At 44.2% G+C, this 24,570-nt stretch carries 24 protein-coding genes; 8 read left to right on the top strand and 16 right to left on the bottom strand.

From position 1 onward, the window contains the following. Positions 1 to 232 precede the first annotated feature (232 nt). From yidC to MHI52_RS13365, 3 genes are all read right to left on the bottom strand, one after another. The gene (gene yidC, locus MHI52_RS13375) at positions 233 to 1,120 is read right to left on the bottom strand and encodes a membrane protein insertase YidC (RefSeq protein ID WP_074094811.1); all 888 of its coding nucleotides are present in this window, start codon (positions 1,118 to 1,120) and stop codon (positions 233 to 235) included. Then, the gene (locus MHI52_RS13370; protein WP_235193801.1) at positions 1,057 to 1,407 is read right to left on the bottom strand and encodes a hypothetical protein; all 351 of its coding nucleotides are present in this window, start codon (positions 1,405 to 1,407) and stop codon (positions 1,057 to 1,059) included. Before MHI52_RS13370 ends, yidC begins: the two co-directional genes overlap by 64 nt. A gap of 92 nt (positions 1,408 to 1,499) precedes the next feature. Then, positions 1,500 to 3,119, bottom strand: coding sequence for a DUF4153 domain-containing protein (locus MHI52_RS13365; RefSeq protein ID WP_405159172.1), 1,620 nt, complete (start codon positions 3,117 to 3,119; stop codon positions 1,500 to 1,502). A gap of 134 nt (positions 3,120 to 3,253) precedes the next feature. Here MHI52_RS13365 and MHI52_RS13360 point away from each other — a divergent pair, with 134 nt between their 5' ends. Continuing rightward, a complete protein-coding gene (locus MHI52_RS13360) occupies positions 3,254 to 5,065 on the top strand; it encodes an ABC transporter substrate-binding protein (protein WP_405159171.1) in 1,812 nt (603 codons plus the stop codon). 43 nt (positions 5,066 to 5,108) lie between these two features. Here the strand turns inward: MHI52_RS13360 and MHI52_RS13355 are convergent, their stop codons facing one another. Both MHI52_RS13355 and MHI52_RS13350 read right to left on the bottom strand, forming a co-directional pair. Then, positions 5,109 to 6,446, bottom strand: coding sequence for an FtsW/RodA/SpoVE family cell cycle protein (locus tag MHI52_RS13355; RefSeq protein ID WP_405159170.1), 1,338 nt, complete (start codon positions 6,444 to 6,446; stop codon positions 5,109 to 5,111). Continuing rightward, entirely contained in the window at positions 6,443 to 6,778 is a 336-nt protein-coding gene (locus MHI52_RS13350) for a PadR family transcriptional regulator (protein ID WP_074094807.1), read from the bottom strand. The genes MHI52_RS13355 and MHI52_RS13350 overlap by 4 nt, the downstream gene beginning before the upstream one ends. Before the next feature lie 284 nt (positions 6,779 to 7,062). On the opposite strand from MHI52_RS13350, the gene MHI52_RS13345 reads away from it, so the two are divergent. The 4 genes from MHI52_RS13345 to MHI52_RS13330 all read left to right on the top strand — a co-directional run bounded on the left by MHI52_RS13345 (position 7,063) and on the right by MHI52_RS13330 (position 13,094). Beyond that, complete coding sequence (locus MHI52_RS13345) at positions 7,063 to 7,647, top strand: AAA family ATPase (RefSeq protein WP_405159169.1); 585 nt, start codon at positions 7,063 to 7,065, stop codon at positions 7,645 to 7,647. 310 nt (positions 7,648 to 7,957) lie between these two features. Then, on the top strand, positions 7,958 to 9,994 hold the full coding sequence (locus tag MHI52_RS13340) for a serine hydrolase (protein WP_405159168.1): 2,037 nt from the start codon (positions 7,958 to 7,960) through the stop codon (positions 9,992 to 9,994). Positions 9,995 to 10,122: 128 nt separating this feature from the next. Then, positions 10,123 to 12,462: a sensor histidine kinase gene (locus MHI52_RS13335; protein ID WP_253507916.1), complete on the top strand. Its 2,340-nt coding sequence runs from the start codon at positions 10,123 to 10,125 to the stop codon at positions 12,460 to 12,462. Next, positions 12,459 to 13,094 (top strand): response regulator, encoded by a 636-nt coding sequence (locus MHI52_RS13330; RefSeq protein WP_253507914.1) that lies wholly within the window; start codon positions 12,459 to 12,461, stop codon positions 13,092 to 13,094. Before MHI52_RS13335 ends, MHI52_RS13330 begins: the two co-directional genes overlap by 4 nt. Before the next feature lie 149 nt (positions 13,095 to 13,243). Here MHI52_RS13330 and MHI52_RS13325 read toward each other — a convergent pair whose 3' ends face one another. The 6 genes from MHI52_RS13325 to MHI52_RS13300 form a co-directional block, all read right to left on the bottom strand. Next, positions 13,244 to 13,534, bottom strand: coding sequence for a hypothetical protein (locus MHI52_RS13325; protein WP_405159167.1), 291 nt, complete (start codon positions 13,532 to 13,534; stop codon positions 13,244 to 13,246). Next, entirely contained in the window at positions 13,531 to 13,653 is a 123-nt protein-coding gene (locus tag MHI52_RS13320) for a hypothetical protein (protein WP_405159166.1), read from the bottom strand. Before MHI52_RS13320 ends, MHI52_RS13325 begins: the two co-directional genes overlap by 4 nt. 9 nt (positions 13,654 to 13,662) lie before the next feature. After that, a complete protein-coding gene (locus MHI52_RS13315; protein ID WP_405159165.1) occupies positions 13,663 to 13,824 on the bottom strand; it encodes a hypothetical protein in 162 nt (53 codons plus the stop codon). Positions 13,825 to 13,871: 47 nt separating this feature from the next. Beyond that, positions 13,872 to 14,924 (bottom strand): ROK family protein, encoded by a 1,053-nt coding sequence (locus MHI52_RS13310; RefSeq protein WP_253507903.1) that lies wholly within the window; start codon positions 14,922 to 14,924, stop codon positions 13,872 to 13,874. A 36-nt stretch (positions 14,925 to 14,960) separates the two neighbouring features. Continuing rightward, positions 14,961 to 16,166, bottom strand: coding sequence for an ROK family transcriptional regulator (locus tag MHI52_RS13305; protein WP_405159164.1), 1,206 nt, complete (start codon positions 16,164 to 16,166; stop codon positions 14,961 to 14,963). A gap of 673 nt (positions 16,167 to 16,839) precedes the next feature. Beyond that, the gene (locus MHI52_RS13300; RefSeq protein WP_017688839.1) at positions 16,840 to 17,679 is read right to left on the bottom strand and encodes a YitT family protein; all 840 of its coding nucleotides are present in this window, start codon (positions 17,677 to 17,679) and stop codon (positions 16,840 to 16,842) included. Between the two features lie 374 nt (positions 17,680 to 18,053). On the opposite strand from MHI52_RS13300, the gene MHI52_RS13295 reads away from it, so the two are divergent. The 3 genes from MHI52_RS13295 (at position 18,054) to MHI52_RS13285 (ending at position 20,944) form a co-directional block, all read left to right on the top strand. Next, the gene (locus MHI52_RS13295) at positions 18,054 to 19,112 is read left to right on the top strand and encodes a fatty acid desaturase (protein WP_036608678.1); all 1,059 of its coding nucleotides are present in this window, start codon (positions 18,054 to 18,056) and stop codon (positions 19,110 to 19,112) included. A gap of 87 nt (positions 19,113 to 19,199) precedes the next feature. Then, a complete protein-coding gene (locus MHI52_RS13290) occupies positions 19,200 to 20,348 on the top strand; it encodes a sensor histidine kinase (RefSeq protein ID WP_036608689.1) in 1,149 nt (382 codons plus the stop codon). Then, a complete protein-coding gene (locus MHI52_RS13285; RefSeq protein ID WP_036608692.1) occupies positions 20,345 to 20,944 on the top strand; it encodes a response regulator transcription factor in 600 nt (199 codons plus the stop codon). The genes MHI52_RS13290 and MHI52_RS13285 overlap by 4 nt, the downstream gene beginning before the upstream one ends. 179 nt (positions 20,945 to 21,123) lie before the next feature. On the opposite strand, the gene MHI52_RS13280 is transcribed toward MHI52_RS13285, so the two are convergent. The 5 genes from MHI52_RS13280 to MHI52_RS13260 form a co-directional block, all read right to left on the bottom strand. Continuing rightward, a complete protein-coding gene (locus MHI52_RS13280) occupies positions 21,124 to 22,035 on the bottom strand; it encodes a hypothetical protein (RefSeq protein ID WP_405159163.1) in 912 nt (303 codons plus the stop codon). A 44-nt stretch (positions 22,036 to 22,079) separates the two neighbouring features. Beyond that, a complete protein-coding gene (locus MHI52_RS13275) occupies positions 22,080 to 22,820 on the bottom strand; it encodes a polysaccharide deacetylase family protein (protein WP_074094795.1) in 741 nt (246 codons plus the stop codon). A gap of 472 nt (positions 22,821 to 23,292) precedes the next feature. After that, positions 23,293 to 23,796 (bottom strand): ferritin, encoded by a 504-nt coding sequence (locus MHI52_RS13270; RefSeq protein ID WP_047842684.1) that lies wholly within the window; start codon positions 23,794 to 23,796, stop codon positions 23,293 to 23,295. A gap of 156 nt (positions 23,797 to 23,952) precedes the next feature. Beyond that, positions 23,953 to 24,072 (bottom strand): hypothetical protein, encoded by a 120-nt coding sequence (locus MHI52_RS13265; protein ID WP_017688846.1) that lies wholly within the window; start codon positions 24,070 to 24,072, stop codon positions 23,953 to 23,955. A 100-nt stretch (positions 24,073 to 24,172) separates the two neighbouring features. After that, positions 24,173 to 24,430 (bottom strand): YolD-like family protein, encoded by a 258-nt coding sequence (locus tag MHI52_RS13260; protein ID WP_036608707.1) that lies wholly within the window; start codon positions 24,428 to 24,430, stop codon positions 24,173 to 24,175. Positions 24,431 to 24,570: the final 140 nt, after the last annotated feature.

Here is a 24,570-nt window from a genome sequence, read left to right as displayed (position 1 = left end):
ATTGATTATCAATATCACATTTGATCAGGTAAGTATATATCATTAAGTGATATTGGGGAACAGGCAGTGGACGTTATGCTTTCCATCCGCTTTCGTAAAAAACTAAAAAGGAACACCTGATAGTACAAAAAAGAAGCCTGCTCCATATGGATCAGGCTTCTTCATTATGTTTATTGTATTTAACAAGATTACGTAGTCACCATGTTTCTCTTGTCACCTGCAACCAAATTTATTAAGACTTTGCAGGTTTCCGAGAAGGTTTGGCGGAGCTGGATTTTTTATTCTTTTTCTTACTTACTTCCACAACCACAGGCTCCTGTGGGTGCTCCACCGGGTACATTTTACGGAACAATAATGTCTGTAGTACCAGGAATGAACCCCCAACTGTCCAGTAGAGCGGCATCGCTGCCGGAGCTGTAAGAGAAAAGAATGCCATCATCAATGGGGAGAGATAACCCATAATGGCGAACTGTTTTCGCTGCTCAGGCGCCATATTGGCTTGTGATACCTTGGCTTGAATCAGATATATGACCGCGACCACCACAGCGAGTACGTAGTCCGGCGCTCCCAGTTTGAACCACAGGAACGAGTGGGAGGACAACTCCGGTGTAAGTCGGATGGCTGTGTAAATACCTGAAAGTATAGGCAACTGAATGAGCATCGGCAAGCAACCAATGTTCAGCGGATTGAACTTATGTTTCTTGTATAGCTCCATAGTTTCCTGAGACAGCTTTTGCTTATCAGCAGGATCATTTTTGCCCTCATATTTTTTCTTGAGCGCATCCATCTCGGGTTTCATGGCGTTCATGATGACTCGTGTTCCCTGCTGGGACTTGGCTTGACGCATCATCAATGGCAACAGTGCCAGACGAATGACAAGCGTAATTACAATAATCGCGATCCCGTAGCTTCCACTAAATATGGTGGCAATGTGCTGAATCAGGTACGACAGTGGAAATACAATGTAGTGATTAAAAAATCCCGGTGTCGATGAAGTAATCTCCGACACGTTGTTACTGCATCCGGCAAGCAGCATGACTGCAAACAAAATGGCAATCAGGCCATAGATCCGTCCCTTGCCCGAAGTAAAAGTGAATCCCTTGTTGGTCTTATGTTCCATATATATCCTCCTCGTTGATTTGTTGACCAATCGTTCAACGAGGAATGACAATCTGGTTCATCTTCATCGGGCGCTTCTCTTCGTCTAATCATGCGGCTCCAGTCTTCCTGTCTATGCTGTCTGTCCAAACACAGGGCGGGAAGAACAGGTTCAAGTCCACCACCGGCGCCACCTTCCATCCAGTACTCCGTCATGCCACAGTGAAGATGGGCAATATAGGCATAACTGACGGTGAAGATGAGTCCAATCGAAAATAAATATGGTAATAACTCCTGCAGTTCAAACAAGGGATTCACCCCCTTTATAGGTTAGTTTTTATATTATAACACTTACATATTGTTTTTGCATAAATCCGTACGTGAAAACAACGACTATTCAGCTATTCCGTTCTCAATTTGGACATTTCTAGCTCAGCTCGGTGTCTCGCCACGTTATAAGAAGGCCATGAACGATCTGATGCATCCTCGTCCAGGTAGGCTTGACGTTCCAGCATTTCCCTCTTAAGATCCGGATACTCCTCCTGAGCAAACTCTCGAAGTAACGGAACTGCATCTGCCGACAGACTTGCAAGATAGGTTGCATCAATATTGCCAGTCTGATGATAACGTTCAATATTCAGCTCGGCAATCCGTTTATCCATGCCCACATAATTGACAGCAACATAAGCTGTGAGCGCCAGCACGATATACCAGCGGATCAGCGGTATTGATGTGTACCGTATACGAAGGCCAGCAATCAGCAACAGGAGTGCGAGGAAGATCATGAATGCGTGTACCAGGAAGCGGATGTACGTATATCCATATGCCTGCTCATACAGATTTAGGCGCATAAACGCGGAATACAACATAATTGCTGAACAACTGACCAGAATCAAGAGAAGTACCTGATGCACGATGGAACCCGTTTTGCCACTCGAACGGGTATACTGCAAAGCAACAATAAGAATAAAGAAGTTAATACCAGTGACGAGAATTAACTCTGCGAATCCACTTCTCGCATAATCTGCGTAAGACAGATCTACCGGAAGATGCCCCTCTCCTGCACCAAACAGATACGAAAACTGTACAAGTACAAACAAAACGTACACACAGTTAATGACAATCAGCATCGTCCCCACAATGATGGGGTCCAATCTGAATGGTTCCCGCTGAATCGGAGTGCGTTCGGGCTCCGGTGTAATCTTATTTGTAACCTTACCTTCAGTGGCCGGGTCCACAGGAGAGAATATATAGGTGTGATCACGCTTATCAACCGTGGATACTGCTCCATTTTTCCAATGTGCGTTCGCTCTCTTCTCTGCCTCATATTGCATTGGCTGTACAAATCCCCATACATAACCGAACAGCAATACACCTGCGATGACAATCCAGATGATTCTTGGTATCCCTGGAGTAAAAGCCAATTGATTCAGCCACTCCGGAAAACCGGCTAAATACTGATCAAAGACCCCGTCAGCAGAGGACAGTAATGCAACGACTACAATGAGGATAGGCAAGGACGCCACAAGACCAATGAGTACTTTGAAAACAACTGTTTTCTGGGATTTGCCCATGCCACGCCCGCCTGCTCTCACAGCAATAGCAGCAACAGTCCCCCAATGACGTATGGCTTGAGGTAGCAAGTGGTCAATAGCCGTACCAATCAAGCCAATCTCCCACCACTGCTTCTGTTTTCTGCCCATCAGATACGTCATATGTAAGATAACTACGCCAGGTATGACCAGAAAATTAAGAACATACAGCAGTTCATTGTCGTATAACAGAAACGTTAGCGACAACAATAGCACTACAGCCGCTACAAAAGCATCAATGAACTTGAAAGACCTCATGCGATCCCTTGCAAACAGATACATGAACACATAAAAGAGAATTACAAAGATAGGATACGATACGCCAATCTCATTACCATAGAATAAATACTGGTGAATGATCGCCAGCATCCATGCAGACAGTAGCGTGATTAGAGCGCGTTGCGGTGAAGCCATTATTTTATCAATCATGGGAAAAACCTCCATTAACCTTTCTATGCTATATTCTAGATGATAAAATAGGAATATAAATAGAAATTAAAATCGACAAAACTTCTTATTTTAGAGGAATACGTCAGAGTTCACCTCCAGGAGGGAATCAACACTTGAAATTACATCAGCAATATCTGCTGTTACATCGTCATTACGGTCACCATACAGAACATGAACTTACACTCGCCGATCTCGCTGAGTTGCTAAATTGTACACACCGCAATACGTTAACAATTGTCAAAAAGATGGTTGCCCATGATTGGATTCGTTGGGTTTCCCAGCGTGGCCGGGGTCGGCGTTCTTCACTGACTTTGCTTGTTCCGGCTGATCAAATCGCCGCAGAATATATGATGCAGGCCATGAATCGCCGGGAGTTACAGGAAGCTGCCGAGCAGGTGAGCGCATTCTCCAGTTCAACAATCATGCAGGATCATCTAAACCAGTGGTTGCTTGGATATTCAGGACATCATACGGAAGCCGGCACCAATAATGAGCAGATTGATACGCTTCGGTTGCCCCTCCGCCAACAGCTTCATGCGCTTGATCCGCTGTACATTAATCTATTAGCTGAATCCTTTGTTACCAGCCATGTCTTTGACGGGTTGGTTCAGCGGGGTGAACAGGGAGAGATCCTCCCATGTCTCGCTCATACCTGGGATGTCAGTGCAGACCGAAAGACCTGGATCTTTTATTTGCGAAAAGGTATTACATTTCACGATGGTCAGTTGTTGACGGCCCATGATATAGTGCATACGTTTGAACGGCTGCAATCTACAGATCGCCGGACACTGTACCGTGATGTAAGTAAACAGATTCTATCTATTGAAGCGGTCGATTCCTTAACCGTGTGTTTCCAGCTTAAAGATCCTCATGAATTGTTTTTGTCCTTCCTGACAACAAGTCGTGCAGCGATTGTACCTTCACCAGGGACAAACGAACATAAGATGAAGCATTCGGGTGATGTGCATGGGATGCAAAAACCTGTTGGGACGGGACCGTTCAAGGTCACCGCCTGGGATGATCACTTGTGCAGACTTGAAGCCTTTTCATCGTATTTTCAGGGTAGAGCCCATATGGACCGGGTAGATATCCTGCAAATTCCGTGGAGTGCCTCGGCAAAAATGGACGATAGCCAAGATATCGAAACTCCGTTCTTTCATCTTGTTCATAATCCGTCTTTGTCTGCGGGTGCAGATTGGACACAGATTAGTGCAGGTGTGATGGTTCATAAATTACTCACGTGTAATACACAAAAAACCGGACCGTTAAACGATCCGGAAGTAAGAGCACACCTTCAGTCATGCCTTGCTGGAATGTATAGAGATGACGGACAAGCAGATGACTCTGAAGTCATGGAGACTGATTTTAGTGCGGTGAATACCGGGATGGTTGACCCGGAGGGAATTAGAGATATTACTAAACGACTTACTTCGTCTACTCCCATCTCACTGCAAATTGCGACCATCCCACAGTATCGCAGGGATGCCCAACATCTGGCGTCCATACTGGAGCAGTGCGGTTTCTCCTGTACCGTCCGAACCGCTACGATGGAGCAGTTCAAAGGAAATCTCCGGCTGGAGTCTGATCTGATTCTCTTCTCTCTCATTCGGGACAGGGATGAAGAACTGCGCAGGTATGATCTTTACTCCACGTTGTCTGAGCATCTGGAAGATTCTACTCGTATAACGATCCATGAGATCTTGCAAACCATCGTTGCCTCTCCCATCGCTGCGGATCGAACTTGTGAATTAGATCGAATTGAGCAATTTTTGGTTGATCAGAATTTACTGTTCCATTTATCAGAAAAACCGGTAGAGACGGCTTATCTGCCTTCGGTACGTGGTCTATCTTTCAACAGCCAGGGCTGGGTGAACCTGCGTCATATCTGGTTTCCTTCTGACGCACGAGGACATCAATCTGATTAAACATCGTATTATATGACTTATACCATCCGATCACGTATCTTTTTTATTTTGACATTGTCGTGATCGGCTCTCCCTGTTTGCTTCTCAATGAAATAGTATCTTTACGTCGATATACTCCAAGTAGTAAACCCATCATGGCGTATTCTAAGATCACATGAGAACCAAATCCAATAAAAGGGAAAGTAACGCTAACAATCGGAACCTTTCCGGTAGTCATAGCCAGCGAGTAAAGCATTTGCAATGCGAACATCATTGTAATACTGAACACGATCATACGACCAAATTCATCGAGTACACGAGGTAGCATTTTCAGCATACTAGTAAGAAACCATACGATTCCAAGCAACAGCATTATGCCTGCTAACCAACCAAATACATCAATAAGCATTACACCGGGATAGTCCATATAAAATCCTGTAAAGTGGTCCAAAGACGTGTCAGAACCGTTTCCCCACCATCCGGCAGAATGAAGAATATTCATAATCGTTTGGTTATAGTAACCGTTTCCTAGCGGATCATTCTGGAGATCCAACACAACAGAGAGTCTCTCAAACCGCCTGTATTCACCACTCAAAAACAACTGTATCATAGTGACACTTCCCGTAATTGCAGCACCCACAAACGTATAAAACCATTTTCGTGTGATCCAGGCAAACAAGATAATAGTTGCCATTCCGAATGGAAACAATCGCACCCAATCTGAAGCCTGAAACAGGCTAAAAGACGGCAAAGCAACAAGAAGAATATACGTGGAGACAGATTGTACATCGCACTTAGTACGCAGCTTATCCATCATAATCGCACCTATGGCAAGGGGCAATACCCACATGGATATCGTCGTAAGATCAATTGTTAACCCAAATATGCTCCAGAACCGTTGTACACCATAATCAAACGGTGATACCAGCGGATTAATCCACAACATACCACTTAACAAAATATAGATCCACCAGGCAGATTTTTTCCATTTTTGATAATCAAAATACATCAAAAATACCATCAGCACTAAACCAACAATAGTGTAGAGCAAATGACTTTTATACAAAAACTGAAATCTTTCAACCGAGATATTTGTCGTATAAATCCATGTCAGCAGCAGGCTAATGATTAGCAAACTGGCAAGTCCCGTTAGCAACCCCCAATGCATACGATGGCGATGCAATCGGTGCATACTCTTGCCTACGACAGTAGGATCGCCCATCTGTTCAATGGCATATGCAATTGCTTCTTCCTCTGTGTAACCTTCTTGTTCTTTATCCAAAATCATCTCTTCCATGTGGTTTCCCAACTCATCACGCAGGTCGTTATGTACTTCGCGAGCTTTAACCTCAACACACATGTGATCAAGATAATGCTGAATTCGCTCATCTCGATTTGTCATGTCAGGCCTCCTTCCCCAAGAACCCGATCCACAGCTCTACGGAACATATTCCATTCTGCTTTTTTACTTTGTAAGGCCTCCATCCCCTTGTCACGAATTGAATAATATTTCCGTTTACGGCCTTCAACCTCCATCCAGTACGACTCTACCCATCCTTCAATCTCCATGGCATGCAAAATAGGATATAACGTGCCCTCTTTCAGATTAAACACACCCTCGGATTGACGATGTAATTCCTTAATTAATTCATATCCGTACAACGGTCGTTCCTGAAGCAGGGTCAGAATCAATGTTTCGGTACTGCCTTTAATCATTTGTTTGTTAACCTGCAACGCGCTCACTCCTTCCTTTACAATTCATTTAGCAAGAATTTTTAGATTTTGAAAAATACACTTTTAAAATCTCTTCTTTTTATATACATCGGAAACCTATGCATAGAACAACTAGGTATGATATTACCTTACCCTTCCTTTTCTGTCTAGCCAAAAAACCTCTTTATTTATGTTAAAATAAACAAGTCCTCTCATTCACGAACTCTAATGATGACTCTATATATTCGTGTATTTTTCAATTACATATACTATTTTTTTAATACATTTAAGGAGGCATTACATTCATGAGCAAACTAATTTTCTTTCTCGGCGGGGCCGGAAGCGGCAAGACCACCCTTGCCAAAGCCCTTTCACGTAAACATAAAGCGGCTTTCTTTGATATGGATATTCTGCTTCGTCCCGCGGCTGAGGCGATCATGACCCTTCAGGGACTTGATCCATCCGACCGGGATTCGCCTGAATACAAAAGGTTATGCCGTGATCTTGGGTACCGCATTACGATGGACGCCGCTCTGGATAACGTTCAGTTGGGTATCGATACGATCGTTGTGGGGCCATTTACCAAAGAAATCGGTACCCCGGATTGGATTGCTCAGGAACTTGCACGAATCGGACATACCCTGGATGATACGGATGTGCGTGTTGCCTATATTTATCTAGAGAATGAAGCGTTGTATCACAAGCGGATCACAGCAAGACAATCCCCACTAGATGAATGGAAGTTAGCCAACTGGGATGCCTTCACAGCTTCTCTCGTCCGTAAAGAAATAGCCTGGCCCCTCCCTGCTTCATCCGTCGGTTATATTGATAATTCCAGTGATGATCCTGCGATTGCCTATGCTGAACTTGAACGACGGATGTACGAGTAGTTTTATAAAATCTACTTCCCAATTCCTTTGCGCTATGTCGCTTCGCATGGAAAATATAAAGACGAAACAAAGAGAGGTATTTGTCGAGATCCCTGTTGGGTCCATCATGACAAATACCTCTTTTCATATATTCAAGATCATTCCAAACTCACTCTTCATCCTCCACAATTGCGAGATCACGCAAAAAGGTTTGCGGAAGTCCTGCCGTAATAAGCGCGTACTACGGAATCGCCATCACATTTGAACTGATAGATTATAGATGTACTTGAATGTAAGAGAACGAACATATCCCAACTCAAAGGAGAATTTCATGAAATCTCACGTAGCAACATGTCCAACTCGACAACAACACAGCTACAAATCAAATCCTAATTGGAAACGTGCCGTAGCCAACATCCTCCTGGTTGCATCTCTAAGTTTCACCACGATGACCAGTGTATCAGCTGAAAGCAGTCTCCCCCTTCATCAGGTAAGTCCTCAGGAAACTGAATCGTTCATCAATCAATTCTTCGCCCAACCTGAAGTGAAGTCTGCTCTGAAAGGTGCCGTAGTCACCGTTGTTCACGATCAACAGATCGTTTTGAATAAAGGATATGGTTATGCCAATGTGGAAAAACAAATCCCCGTCGACGCCGACTCCACTCTATTCCGTGTAGCCTCCATCTCCAAAACGCTGACAGCAACCGCTATTATGCAATTGGCGGAGCAAGGTAACGTAAAGCTTGATCAGGATATCAGCGCATACACAGACGCTTTGCATCTGACCAACCATACCGGAACAGCGTTAACATTGGATCATCTGATGACCCACACCAGCGGGTTTGATTTCACAGATGTAGCAGCTACAGACAGAGTACTGGAAAGTTCTTATCCGCTTCAGCAATTCATCCAAGACAACAAACCGTCCGTTGTTCGCAATCCAGGAGAAGTTTTCCGTTACGACAACTACGGCTATGCACTCTTGGGCTACATTGTTCAGAAACAGTCCAAACTTCCGTTTGAAACTTATGTACAACAGCATATATTCAACCCTCTTGATATGTCGGATAGCCATTTTACACTAAGCAAAGACACGCTGAGTAAACTCGCAACTCCTTATGGCGCTGAAGGGCAGGAGCTTCCGCAATATCCCAATATACCGGACAGCTCCCCTGAGGGCGGATTAATTACAACTGGACGGGATATGGCTCACTTTATGCTTGCGCAGCTCAATCAAGGTTCATACCAGAGTACACGTATACTCGAACCGTCATCCGTCCAAGCGATGCAAACGTTGGATGTGTCCATACACCCGGATATACCTGGCACAGGTTACGGATTCGAATCCACCTATTCGCAGTATAATCATGGACGTAAAGTCGTGAGTAAAGCAGGTGATCTTGACGGATTCCACTCCAATCTGTGGCTGTTGCCTAACGAGAAGACTGGACTATTTATCGTCTCCAACAGTGATGGACCAGATGTGCGAGAAGCGCTTTTTCAAGCATTTATGGATCATTTTTATCCGAGTAATGAGGTCCAAGATGTCAATTATAGCGTACCCAAGTCTTCACTCCGTACCTATGAGGGACTATATCGGGATATCCGTTTGCCTGCATGGTTATATGATATTTCAGCAACAGAGAAAGGTCTTCAGGTTATAGATGCTTATGGCACTCACACTTTAACACCTGTTAAGGACATGCTGTTCATGGATGAGGAAGGCAAGCTCGCTGGTTTCAAAAAAAATCAGTCAGGTGAAATCACGTATTTCTATTACAACAAGTCAGATAGCTGGTCCGAGAAATTGCCAGAAGCCAGACCTTATGAAGATGTGCCAGAAAACCATCCCTATGCTCCGTACATCTATCGCTTAACACAGATTGGTCTGTATCCACAGGATCAATCCCTATTTGAACCAGAGAAGCCAGTAAGTCGTGGGGATTTTGTAGCACAGGTTGTGGGCGTAAGCGGAATGTCCATTTCAGCTCAATCACCAAAATTTAAAGATACCCAATCAAGTCCCTATGCCGCCTACATTCAAACAGCCCTTGAACTGGGTATTGTGCAAGGTAATACCCGTGGATTGTTCCATCCTGACCAAGCCATAACAAGGCAAGAGGCCGCGGTGATCATATCGAGAACGGCACAACAACTCCTTGGCGCACCTGCCGTAACTGCCGATCTCATCGGTTCACAGGATCGTTGGGCTGAAGAAGGTGTCCAGTTTGTGGTTGCTCTAGGTCTCTACGGTCCGGAAGTATCTGTATCCAGCACTGGTGCTGTGGATTATAGATCGAAGCAACCTATGCTCAGGCAGGAATCATCAGTTTTGATGTACAAAATGTTAGGCACTCTGCTACATTAACATAGAGTGATGCTCGGCAAGCCATGTCATTGCTACATGGCTTGTTTTTCCACTTCATTTTACCAATGATGCATTTTATAAGAACGGATGATTTTACCATGCGACTAAAACTCTCATTACATAGATTCATGAAAACTAAATTTAATTTCGTGTGGTTTGTAACGATGTTGTGCTTTATACTGACAGCCACGTATATCCATATCTCTTCATTTATGAATCCTTATATCGGACTTTCGTTAACGCCAAATGCCTCCAATTCTTGGGCAGTACATGATGTAGATCCGCAAGGTTTAGCATATACATCCGGAATAAGATCGGGTGACACCATTATCTCGCTGGAACCCAAAGGAGGAGTCCGGTTACTCCATCAAAAAGGTGTATTCTTAGTGACTGAAGCCTACACCATCGGCGTTGAGAATTCTCACGGTCAGGCATCCGAACATACCATGAAGCCTGGACCACGTGAATGGTTCAACATCGGCTTCTCATCCATAGTGGAATTATTGCTATTGTTGACCGGAACCTATGCCTTCTTTAACCAACCCGGTTCACGAGTGATGCGCCTGTTCTACCTCCTTAACCTGTCCATGGCCATATGTATACTGACGATATACACATCCCAGTTGCCTTTATCTAATTATATTCTGGCCTTTTGTGCGGCATGGTTACCTTACTGTCTAACTGCTTTTTATGTGTCTTTTGTATTCCGTACCCGTCTGCATCGTTTCCGATGGTTATTAATCATCAGCAGATGTATTGCCGTTGCCTACTCTACCGGCCTTGCCTTTCTGTACATCAAGCAGTGGATGATGACCGATGTTCAGTTCAATCAAGGCATTACTACCGTCAGTACTCCTGTTGCACCGTCTGGTCCAACCAATCTGCTTAACTTTATTCTTTGTGCAACCCTTCTGATCTTAATCTGGATGACATGGGTTTATCGTAAAAGCTACAATCGCAAGGAGCAGAACCAGCTATTGCTCATGTTAACAGGAATACTTGTTAGCCTGATTCCCTTCATCATCTGTTTTGCTATTCCAACCCTGCTTCAAGGTGAACCATTATTGCCTGTAGAGTACACATTAATTGGATTTCTGCCTTTATCATGGATGTTCACTTATGTACTTGTACAACGGAGTATGCTTGACCTCAAACTGGTTATGCCAAGATTGATGATTCATGGACTATATGCTTTAATCGTATTTTTACTGTTTCTGGCTGCTTCTCACCTGCATTCGTTAATTCATATCAGCTTGCTGTTTGTCTCGTTTTTGCTGATCACTTGGGTGTATCAGTACACGCTCACACGCTCACGCAAGAAAAACAAACTTAACAAAGACTGGTTGGAACACCAGCAACTCCGGTTGACTGTGCGAATGGCTGAGCAGCAAAACATGCGGGACATGATTCACGTGTTTGCCGAGATGTTCCACAAGATGCTGGATATTGAAGGTGTAATTGTCATATGGATTGATGATAAGCACAGATATTCTCAGGAAGGTACAGGGGTTTTTGCTTCCATTCAGAATATAGATAACCAGGCGTTGGATATTAAAGTTTTACGACAAAAATATGATTTGGCACAGGTTTGGGAGCTGTCGGGTGAGCCCACTACGGAGACGATAGGATTTCTGGGCATTGGTCACAAAGAAAATCGCACCCTTTTTTCAGCAGAGGAACAGGATATCATTGATAAAGGCAGGCTGGAAGCAATTCGAATGCTCGTCAATGGCAGACTCTTATCCGATCTGCAGAAGCGATATGAACACCGTGTAGACCAGACAGCTTTTCATGAACACCAGATACGCCGTCATCAGCAGTTCAATGATATTATGATGGAAGCCCAACAGGCAGAGCGTATGAAAACCTCATATTTCCTTCATGATCAACTGCTACAAAACCTGATTTTCCTGTCTCGAGATTTGGAGGAATTACACGATACCGGAGAGACACATAAGGATCAAACGGCTGTTTGGCTGGAGTGCCTGTATGCTTCCCAGAGAGATATACGTCAATTGTGTGATGATCTCTACCCTCATATTATGGATCGAAGTGATCTTGAAGAAGCGTTGCAATGGCTCATCCGTACACTTCAAATGCAAAGTGGCATCAGCATGGAACTAAACTACAACGCCCTCTCTGAAGAGTTGAAGTACGAACCTCTGAAGTCCACCGTCTTTCGGACGATCCGTGAACTCATCATGAATGTGATGAAGCACGCACAGGCGTCGTTCTGCTCTATTCAGGTACATACAAGGGATACTGACTTGATTCTCCAAGTAGAGGATGATGGCTTGGGATTTAATGTTCATACCACATTTGATACTGCAACAGGGCACTTCGGTTTGATATCCATACAGAGCAGCATTCAGCATCTCGGTGGAGAATTCACCATACATTCCAACCTTGGCAAAGGAACCTCAATCAACATCCGTTTGCCTTTAACCAAAGGAGCAACTGAACAATGAGCGAACCCATTACAGTCGTACTGCTTGATGATCACCCCCTGGTCATGGAAGGTCTCAACAACCGCTTAAACCGCGAATCCGGCATAGATGTACTGAAAACATTCAGCGATCCATTGCTTTTTTTATCCGAAGTAGAGGCGTTGCGACCAGATGTTGTTGTGATGGATATCCGCATGCCCCAGCTTGACGGGTTCGAGGTTGTGAGAAGATTGAAAGATCAATACGGGTTATCCGTTAAAATCATACTGTTATCCGGATACAACTATCACGAATTCCAGTTAAAAGCTTATGATCTGGGCGTTCATGCCTACTTGTCGAAACAAGCAACGTATGGACAGATTATCAACGCCATTCACCAGAGTATGTTGGGTCATGTTCTTATTCCAGAGACCATGTTATCCCCTAATCTGGAGGAATCACTCACGGCAACAGAACGGGAAGTGCTTAATCGTATTGCACTGGAGATGACCAATAAGGAAATTGCACAGGATCTGGCGATCAGTCAACGTACAGTGGAGTATCATATAACTTCTATTACGCAGAAATTTGGTGTGAAGTCCAGAATTGGTGCTGTAGTCAAAGGCTATCAGGCAGGGATTCTCGGTGACGTAACACTCCCTGAGAAACGGTAAAAACATGTACCCGTTTAAAAGAACAACAAAAGAGCAGTAGAACACCCTCTAACGCAACCTGAGGTTTGTTCTGAACCGCTCTATTTGTTGATTTACTTTACTATGAGGTTTTCCTATAAGGAGCATTCATGCTTGATACGTCTGCTCCTTTACCCGCGCTGACGCGCCGCATGACGTTCAGCAATACGAGCCGTGATTATTCCATGACTCTCATCAATCTCTTCCGGTGTGCACGCGGCTTTCAGCTCATATACTTTCACTGGCGAACGTTCAATGATATCCAAAAATGAATCAAAAAAGGTCATGTCTTTACTATGGATGTATGGACACCAATGATCTGCCAACCCTACAGTTTCATGAATATGCACGCCAACCACGTGATAAATCAACGCGTTAGCCTCACGTACATTATCGTACAGCCCCATTCGATCCATCATCATGCTTCTTCCGTCGTATCCAACTCCACATCAATGTTTATCGAATCAGGCGTGAGATCCGCATCGAACGTTATTCCGCGCAGATGACTATTCCACCCCTCGCCCACCTCACGACGGATCAAGCGAAGATACTAACGCTCCCCCGTCTCCGTCTGCCAGTGAATCATAGCTGGATGCATCTGGCCGTTGGTATTCACATTTCCCAACATGGCCCCGATCATGCGCTCCTCGCCAATCCAAGCTTTGGCTGTACACAAATTCCAATTGGACGTTGGATCATTGCGCTCACACACGGATCTCCATCCTTTATTTCTGTAGTTGCTTCGCCTATTCTCTATTTTTAAGTGCGTGTCAGACTGGACTTGATTGCAGCCAATGCACCGATTGCTCCTGCTTTGTTCCCCAGTTCAGCTACAGCTAGAAGTGTAGGCAGAACAGTGTAACGTTGGAGGCGTGTGCGCACTTCATTTAGATAATAGGATGGGTTGGATGCAGCCACGCCACCACCGATCACTATAATGGAAGGATTGAGTAAAGCCGTAATATTCGCCAGACCTCTCGCCATATAACGCATGGGTAGTTCCAGAATCTCCAGGGCAGCAAGATCACCCGACTCCGCTGCTTTGAATACATGCCTGGCTTCAATCTGTTCCGCTTCCCCTCCTGCCAGACTCATGATCAGGGATAAGGAACTCCCCTTTCCAGCAGCAAAATAACGCCTCGCCTGTTCGGTAATTCCCGTACCTGAGGTCACTTGCTCAAATACGCCAAAGGAATCCGCATCCGCAACGTAACCGGTATAAAGCCCTTCGTCTCCTGCAATGAAATGCCCAATCTCACCTGCTGCTCCATTCTGGCCGCTATAGAGCTGTCCATTCAGGATAAGAGCAGATCCAATGCCTGTTCCAACCGTGACCATTACACAGTGTTGATGTCCCTGTGCTGCCCCTTGATCATACTCTCCCATTGCGGCCATATTCACATCATTATCCAACATGATATTCCCGCTGTAGTACTTCGCAATAACAGGGCGAATATCTAGCTCAGGCCACTGAAAAGCGGGAGCATTTCGCAGTATCCCCTCCTCTTGCAGAATCACACCAGGGAATCCCAAGCCTGCACCTTTAAGTTGATCCAGACTGCATCCAACTTCGCGGCAGAATATTTCCAATTCAGTGAATAACCATCGGAAGAACTCATCCGGCTGATCACTGGCAAGCGTAGGCAAGATACGTTCATGAACTTCATTTCCAGCCTGTTGTGATGACAAGAGCATTAATGTTTTGGTGCCTCCAATGTCAATACCTGCAATCCAGCCGGATAGATCACCTCCAACCGTACCATTCTGATTGGTCTGATCATTATTACTTACGTTTTTCACGGATTCTGTCATGCCTTTTTCCTCCTCACATGTTGTATATCCAATCTCTTATTCCATGGCTTCCTGCTGAAGGTTCAGCATCGTTTGTTGTATGGCCACCTGTACCGCGCCAGTGACAACAGCCTGCTCACCAAGCTTGGAACAGATTAACTGTGGTTGCACAGGGAATTGCTCAGAGATGATCTGCCTCAGTAAAGGCAATAACACATCACCGTTCCCTCCTACCCCTCCGCCAAGCACAATGAGATCTGGAGCAAGCACAACGCTAATCTGACGCAGAGCGGAAGCAATCTTCTGGCTGTATTGTTGTAGAATGTCTAACGCCTCTACTTCTCCACTGCGCGCAGCTTCAAATAACTTCTCGGGAGTCAGGTGTCTGTGAAGATCATCTGCGCCCGAATCAGCAGCCTCCAATAATAGTTCATCATGCTGATCTAGATAATCTTTCGCCAGTTGCATCAGACCATCAGCGGACAGCACTTCCTCCAGACGTCGGCCATCGTCCACCAGCATCTCCGCGATCTCTCCAGTTAAGCCACCTAAACCTCGAAGTAGTTGGCCATGTACCATGATTCCAGCGCCCGTCCCTGTACCGATGGAGAAAAAAACAAACAAGGGATATCCTGCTGCTGCACCACTCCGATACTCCCCAAGGGCTGCAAGATTCACATCATTTTCCAGAATTACTTCACAGGGAAAAGCTCCTGACAACGATTCTAGAGAGAAAGCTTCTTCCAGACCCGCTAACGGGTCCACAATACGATTGATACGCCCTGAATCAGGCAGCACTACGCCTGGTATACCGAACCCGATGCACTGAATCTGATCCCAGTTCAGATGATTCTCATCAAGCAGTTCGTTCATATGGCTTCGAAGAAGCTCCAACATCGTCGCTTCCGCTCGCTCATAAGTTTCTTGAACAACCATGGGATATGTTCGATAGGCAATGATCTCTCCATTCAGATCGGATAATGCAATCCGAATACGAGTTGCGCCGATATCTATACCACAGACATAATAAGCCGTTTCGTTGAAACGAATGAGGGTTGCTTTTCGACCCTGAGCGTTGTCAGCTGGCCCCATTTCCCTAACCAGATTACGGTCAATCAGATGTTCGACCGCCAAAGACACCGTTGGTTTACTAAGTCCGGTCTGACGGCTGATATCCGCTCTCGACATGGTTCCCTGAGTTATGAGGGCATCCATGATAAGATTTTCATTCAGATTGCGGATATACTGCGGTGTGCCAGCCATGTTATCGCCTCCTCTTATAGTTAGCATTTTTCATAATTCGATTAAAGTCGCTCTCGGGTACAAAATATAGACGAATAACACCGTTTCGATCTATATTTTGCTGATTGTAAAACGCTCTTGGAAATTATGCTAAATGCTTAGTTAGTTAGGTTTATTAACAAATTGATTAAATTCAATATATCATCGTGTTTGGTAGGTGTACAGCTTTTTGTCATTGCACTCTTTTAGTAGAAAGTTTTACTAGAAAGAACCAACCTTCACCTGTAACACAGAAGCCTAATAAAGGAATTATTATACAATAATAGACGTTTATACATTTCCGAAACAGTGACACGCTCATAGAATACCTTATCACGATCAGGGAGGTTTTAATATGTATAGAAAACATCATAAATGTCATCATCCAAGACCAAAGTGTTTTTACAAAAAAATTACGAAAACTTGTGTTACCAAAGTTAAATATGTCCCTACAAAGTGTAAAAAACACTGTCATGTCACTGTTGAATATTGTGGAGTCAAAAAAAGAAGACATTACTAATACTCTTTTGCCCTTCTCTTCGGAGAAGGGTTCTTTCTTATTGAACTAGATTAATACCGGATACCATTAACCTATCAAAAAAAGTTGCGGTGATATTTCACCGCAACTCCTTTCTTCCTTATATACATATATTCATCAAGTTTTAGAGAGTTCAATAAATCCTTCACCGAAAACATCACGCACGTCATGAATGGTGATAAAAGCAATCTCATCTTCTGCTCGTACAATCTTCTTGAGCATAGAAACTTCCTGCTTGCTAATCACAATGTATAGAATTTCTTTCTTATTTTTTGTGTAATAGCCATGACCGGACAGGACGGTTACTCCGCGATCCATCTTCTCAATGACTTGCTTCGCGATTTCATCCTGTTTGGAAGAGATAATCATAACGGCTTTTTTCGGATTGAGCCCTTCAATAATGAACTCCATTGTTTTGGTTCCAACAAACAGCAAGACAATTGTACACATTAATCCTTGCGGTCCAATGATGAAGTATGAGGAGAAAGCCACAATCAGATCGAAGAACAGAAGTCCGTAACTGATATTCCAATCCAGATATTTGTTGGCAAGTCGGGCCAGGATCACTGTTCCCGCCGTTGTGCCTCCTACTCTAACAATCAAGCCAATACCAAGACCGGCAAATAATCCGGCAAAAATGGTATTGATCCAGAGTTCATCCGATGCAATCGTCCAACTCTCCGTCAGATGCAGGAACAACGAATTGAATACCACTGCAATAATCGTATATACCGTAGTCGTTTTATCAAGAAACCGATATCCCACAATTAACAAAATACCGTTCAGGATCAAGTTCATCAGTCCAGGGGACCATTCAAACAGGTAATACAAAATAATCGTGATACCCGTGACGCCGCCTTCAGCCAAATCGTTCGGGATGACAAACAGGTTCACCGCCAGTGCAAACAGAAATGCACCTGCCATAATAAATAGGATATCCGTAATTCGTTTCTTCATTATGCATTCCATCCAATCCATCAGAAATCAACCTAATCGACCCGTCTCATAAGTTGTCATAATCACTCAAGGATAGATTTTACCATGCTCACAACAAAATTTGTATACATAATACAAATTGTTGCGTAATTTGTGCAAAGGAATTAGTAAAACCTGCTCTTCTGTCTTCTGCAGAGCTATTGAGTATCATACACCCATGACAAATGTCATGGTCCATCATTGATATTCATCATTACAGAAGGCTGACGTTTATGACTTACTGTCATGTTCGGATTGTTTTACAATGATAAAAACGCTTCCTACAGGAAAGTCTAGCGGGAAACGCCAAGTTGTAGCTGATTACAGTTATAACGATTGAAGGAGGACACAATTTTATGAACAGATCAAAAGAAATGGCCTTAAAAAAAGAAGTTACCCCTTACGAAAAAAATGATCTCAGACTAAGTATCCGCCAGTTAATCAATACATTGCTCCCGCTCTTCTTGTTATGGGCTGCAGCTTACTTTAGCTTATCGGTTTCCTACTGGCTGACCTTCCCGATTGCCTTGGTGGCATCCGGATTTGTACTGCGGACCTTTATTATTTTCCATGACTGCTGCCATGGTTCATTCTTCAAGAGCAAACGCGCCAATGATATTCTCGGTACCATTACTGGTGTATTAACAGTGACACCCTATCAGCAGTGGAAAAACGAGCATTCTATCCATCACGCAACAAGCAGTAATCTTGACAAACGTGGTGTAGGTGATATCTGGGTTATGACAGTTGACGAATATAAAGAAGCTTCTCCTTGGGGTCGTCTCTTCTATCGGATTTATCGTAACCCGTTTGTATTGTTTTGTATCGGACCCATTTACGTGTTTCTGTTGGCTTACCGTTTTAACCGCAAAGGTGCTAGACGTAAAGAACGTATCAATACACACCTGACTACCGTATTAATCGTAGTGCTCTATGCATTCATGTCCTGGTTAGTCGGATGGCAGGCTTTTGTAATGGTGCAGGCACCTATCTTCTTCTTCTCCGGTTTCTTTGGTATCTGGTTGTTCTACGTCCAACATCAGTTCGAAGAGACTTATTTTGAACATGAAGATGAGTGGAGTTATGTAAAAGCAGCTGTTGAAGGCAGTTCTTATTACAAATTACCAAAATTATTGCAATGGATCAGTGGTAATATCGGGTTCCACCATGTGCATCACTTGAGCCCACGTGTACCTAACTATTTCTTGGAAGAAGCACATAACGCAACACCACCTTTGCAAAAAGCAACGACTATTACACTACGTTCCAGTCTGGTTGCCCTGCGCTTCCGTCTGTGGGATGAAGATTCTAAACAGTTTATTAGCTTCAGACAGCTCAAAAAGCTATCCCGCAAGCCGTATGTTCAACCGCCTATCCGAGTAACCAATCCAGCGGGTCTGACAGAGAAGCCTTAACTCTGTCGGATTCGTTTTCTTGTGTTCAAGCCATAGTCATGCTACAGTCATGCTAAAGTTGAGTACAAGTTTGAGGAGGAGAATTCCATTCAAAAGTGGATGCAAAATTTTTATAAAAAAACAGGGTTGAACCTTTATGTATGGCTCGCCTTTTTCATCCTGCCATTCTATTTTATATCGCAATATTCTAAATTATGGACGATGGTAACCGGCATCATCATTATCCTCGTCTTCTTCGTCTGTTACCTGCTCGCCTTCATCACCAAGGGCTGGCAGGTGTACATGTGGATTGGAATGCTTATTGCCATATCCATTACGATGACGATCGCCTATGATTATGCCTACTTCTCATTGTTTCTTGCTTTCTTTATTGGGAATATTAAAAATAAAGCTGGTTTCTTCACCCTCTACTCGGTGAACCTGGGAGCCAGTTTCGTAACCATTAATTACGGTTTCATTAATCAGAGTTCTCTGTTGGTGAGCCAACTCCCGTTTGTATTCATCAGCTTAATGGCCTCCATCCTGCTCCCAATCAGTACGTATAACAAAAACAAAACTGAACATTTGGAAGGCCAATTGGAGAATGCGAACAAGCGACTTGATGATCTCGTAAAAATGGAAGAACGCCAGCGTATTGCTCGTGACCTGCACGATACACTTGGACAGAAGCTCTCTCTGATCGGTCTGAAAACCGATCTGGCGAGACGGTTGCTCCGCAATAATCCCGATCAGGCCGAGATTGAATTGAACGACCTCAGACAAACGGCAAGTACAGCTCTGAAGGAAGTCCGGGAAATGGTCACCACCATGCGTGGTACACAATTGGTCGATGAACTGTTCCGGGCGGAGCAGATTCTGAAGGCCGCTTCGATTGAATTTGTGCTGGAAGGTAATCCGAAGTTACAGGATACGTCACAATTGAATGAAAATGTGCTCGGTATGTGCTTGAAAGAAGCTGTCACGAATGTCGTCAAACACAGTCAGGCAACAACCTGTACTATCATCATTAAGGAAACACTAGCGGATAATGTAGTAACCGTTCAAGATAACGGTGTTGGAATAGAACGAACTCGCAAACAGGATCGGCGCGGAACAGGAATTTTGGGCATGAAGGAACGACTTGAATTTGTGAACGGTTGTCTGGATATTCGCTCTGCGACAGACATCCCGGGTACAGCGATCATTATTCATGTTCCGAAACTCGTTCGCAAACCGATAAAGGAGGCAGAATCATGATTAGAATTGTAATCGCGGAAGATCAGCGCATGATGCTCGGCGCCTTGTCCTCCCTCCTCAATCTGGAGGAAGATATGGAAGTCGTCGGACGTGCCAGCAACGGCCAGGAAGCCCTTGCCCTTGTCCAAGAGCTTGCACCAGACATCTGTCTGATGGATATAGAAATGCCCGTGAAAAGCGGCCTTGAAGCTGCAGAAGAACTCAAAGGAATGAGCTGTAAGGTCATTATCCTGACCACTTTTGCCCGGACCGGATATTTCGAACGTGCCCTAAAGGGCGGTGTCCGTGGTTACCTGCTCAAAGATAGTCCAATTGAAGAACTGGCCGAATCGATCCGCCAAGTTATGAATGGCAGACGCATCTTCGCTCCCGACTTGGTAGATGAAGCTTATGTAGAAGAAAACCCCCTGACAGAACGGGAAAATGCCGTACTAGGCCTCATGGCAGATGGGAAAAACACCAAGGAAATCGCCGGGCATCTGTTCATCACAACGGGCACGGTGCGTAACTACATCTCCATTATTCTCAACAAGTTAAATGCCAGTAACCGCATTGAGGCCATCACTCGCTCCAAGGAAAAAGGGTGGTTCAAATGAAAGCACCGCTTTAACCTATTGAAACAAAAATAGCATGTACCCCGGCTGCATAAGCTGCGATAACATGCTCAAAATAAAAAGCTTGGCCCAGCAATTTCTTCCTGGGCCAAGCTTTTTTTAGGTGTATCGTAACAATCCCAAACTCATTTCTTCTACATTGCAGGATAACCGTAGAATACTTAAGATTTCACAGATACAACCATACCAAGAGCTTCTAATGGCACTTGATCGGTCTTAAGCTGATGAATTTGGTTACCGTCCTGCCATGAGATCGTTACATGAACAGACTGTCCACCACTTGGATATTCAACCTTGATATACCCTTTATCTTTAGGTACAGGCAAGGTATGTAACTCCAGGTACTCCACCATTTTTTTCGCTATGCCCGGATTATTCATTTCATCTTCGGATACCGAACGAATTTCCAGCGTCCATCTACCTTCTTGCCAAGTCAGATATTGACTGCCTGCGGCACCTTCACTCATACCTTTGATGCCATGTCCTAGATCCACAGCCATATCTGCTGGAATATCTTTAAGGTCCGTCTCAGGGAATATTTCTGGCTGATCCGGGTCCTTGTAGGTTTTCACTTCATAGGAAGCCAGTACAGGTATCTTACTGTCGGATGCAGTTAAAGATTGATCATTAATGGCAACAGACTGAGTGGTAGCGTAGAAGTTTACCTTAAATGCATCCGCAGTATTGGACAGTATTGCCGCCCCCAAAGATGTACCCTTGTCCAATGTGAATGAAGTGGGTAACGCTGCATCCTTCATTTTCAACTGGTTGCGAACTTGCTTGATCACATCATTCACACCTGAATGACCAGTGGCAACTTGGTTGTCATTTGCCTTCGATCCTGATGTGTCTTCATTATCTGTTGTGCCCGTATTCTCTTTGGTTCCTGTTTCATTTTCATTAGAGAAATCAGCACCACCGCTGCCGGTCTCGGTCTGCTCCCCCACTGTTGTCGTTGGTGAAGAACTATTCTCTGATGATGCTGTATTTGAATCCGGTCCGCCACATCCTGCCAAAGCAAGTAAAACGGCTGTCGTTACTGGAATCGTGATCCATAATGGCTGTTTCTTCATGATGTGTACCTCCTTCGTTGTAGCCAATCTAAAAATTCAAAAGATTAACGCTTGTCGTTCCAGAAGTTAACCGGCTGTACTTTTTTGCTTAATACTTCAAAACGATACCCTTCTGCCTTCAATGTTTTCAATACTTGCGGTAATACTTTCAGCGTTGCTTCCTGGTCGTGCATAAGCACAACAGGTGTTGTTCCGCTCTTTTGCACATTGTGGATTTGCTTCATTACACTGTTATAGACTTTCTGGTGATCCTTCTTGTATTTCCAGTCTTCCGAGTCGACATTCCAATCCCATAGATGGAATCCACCCTGGCCCAGCAGTACATTACGGAATGCCGGTTTGAGATAAGGTTTACTACCATATGGCGTCCGCACGAGACTTGTTTTAACTCCGGCAACCTTGTTCAGACTTGCATTGGCCTGTTGCATCTCTTTCAATCCGCTATATGCAGATTTATAGAATTTGCCTGGAACGTGAGTCACACCATGCAGACCCAATCCATGTCCGTCAGCTACGATACGTTTGGTAGCCTTCTGAAATTGCTCCATCTGAGGTCCCAGCATGAAAAACGTTGCCTTCGCATGATATTGATCCAGAATATCCAGTAACTGACCCGTATGAGCGGTTGGCCCATCATCAAACGTCAGGTATATGATTTTGGAATTTGCTTTGCTTGCACCATCCTTGGATGCAGCTGATTTGGCAGATACCGACTGCGGCAATAATAGTGGAATGATTAATAAAATAGCAAGTGTGACCATGATAGATTTACGAATATGTAGCATAATTAAAAGTCTCCCTTATGTGTTATATTTCCCCGGGTGTCCATGTTTTTCTACCTTCATCCCTTGGCGATTAATCCTAATACTATCAAAGATAGTGGCTCCTGTTCTCGCTCCAAAGGCTACGGTAGAGTTACACTTTTGTCAGATAAACCTAAAATTTAATACGAATTTGATAGATTTGCGCAAAATAAGATCCCGGCAGGATAGATCAATTGTGACATATCCTCTATTACCCACATTCAGAATTTTGATAGACCTTTACTCCAATTCAAGTAAATCAATACAATCTATAAATATCGTTGCATGCAAAAAAACCTGCACAAGTGCAGGCTTCTTTGTCTTCAATCAGCATATGGCATCAAACCATCATCCCATGCAAGGGGATTGCCCCCATTGCTTTCAGGATCATTACCTCATGCTGTATGTAAATGGTGTTTTGACGCTGGAATCTTCTCGACTCCCTACGTGCAATTTATTCAGTTGGAGCAGTGAACGAACGTTTGCCAAACTCGGCATCCAGCATGTAGAAGGCATTGCTGTCTTTTTCAATGCGGCGCAGCTTCTGAATAATATTGTCAAACAAAGCTTCCTCTTCAACCTGCTCATCAATGAACCATTTCAGGAAATACATCGTTGCATGTTCACGTTCATTCAGAGCGATGTCAGCCAGATTGTAGAATTTTTTCGTGTTTTGCTGTTCATGAGCATAACCATGCTCAAACACATCCAGCATCGAAGCATATTCATTCTTCGGTTCTGGCAAAGCCTCAAGTGTCGCACGTTGCCCACGATCATTCAGGAATTTGTATATTTTCATGCCATGGAATCGCTCTTCTTCCGCTTGCACGATGAAGAAGTTCGCAAATCCATCCAGACTTTTGCTGGAACAATAGGCTGCCATAGCCAGATATACATGAGCGGAATAAAACTCAAAGTTCATCTGTTCATTTAAAGATTCTGTTAACGTTTGGCTCATAATCAAAACACCTCTTTCTTTCTCTAGGGATGGTTATATTCTAACATAACGTAAGCAGGACTTACACCGATTTTCTACAAAATTCGCCAAGGACTGAACGAACAAAAAAGCTCTGCCGCGATGGCAGAGCTTCTTTCATTCTTTAGAGATATGCAATTATACCAAGAACGCTTTGGAGATGATAACCAACAGGATGAACAGAACCAGAATGGCACCTACAGAAGTGAAACCTCCGTATCCGTAGCCTCTTGTTTCTCCACCTAATACTTCGCTCATTGACCGTACCTCCTCTGCAACAGGTATGGGTTATCTTATGCAGGAAGAACGACTTTGACAGGGCGGATGCCCTAATTATTCAGATTGCTGTTTTTTTCGTTCAGTACCGGGGAGATTGCACACGCATGATATCCAGAAAAGGTACCTTCGCTGTGAACTCTTCTTCGGTATACTCTACATGCACGAGTCGTGTACGGGAGTCCATTTTGACGATGACTCCTTGCACCTGATCTTCTTTGCCCCATACCGTCAACAGTACTTCCGAACGTTCCCGAAAAGCTTCAACCAGCTGGTTTCCCAACTCTTCGAGTTCAAACTCATCCCGTGTAGGTCTTTTTGCTACTTTTGCTTTTGCCAATGTGGCTGCCTCCTCTACTCCGACGTCCCGATTCCACGGGTTGATTGCCGAGTTCATATTCAATTAGTATACCATTCATTTACGTTCGTGTAATCTCATGGCCACCAGAATGAGCAAATTCCTCAGGCAAGTTACCGTTA

Source organism: Paenibacillus sp. FSL H8-0283 (genome assembly GCF_045040675.1).
Lineage (GTDB): Bacteria > Bacillota > Bacilli > Paenibacillales > Paenibacillaceae > Paenibacillus > Paenibacillus amylolyticus.
This window is presented reverse-complemented; position numbering and strand designations above follow the sequence as displayed.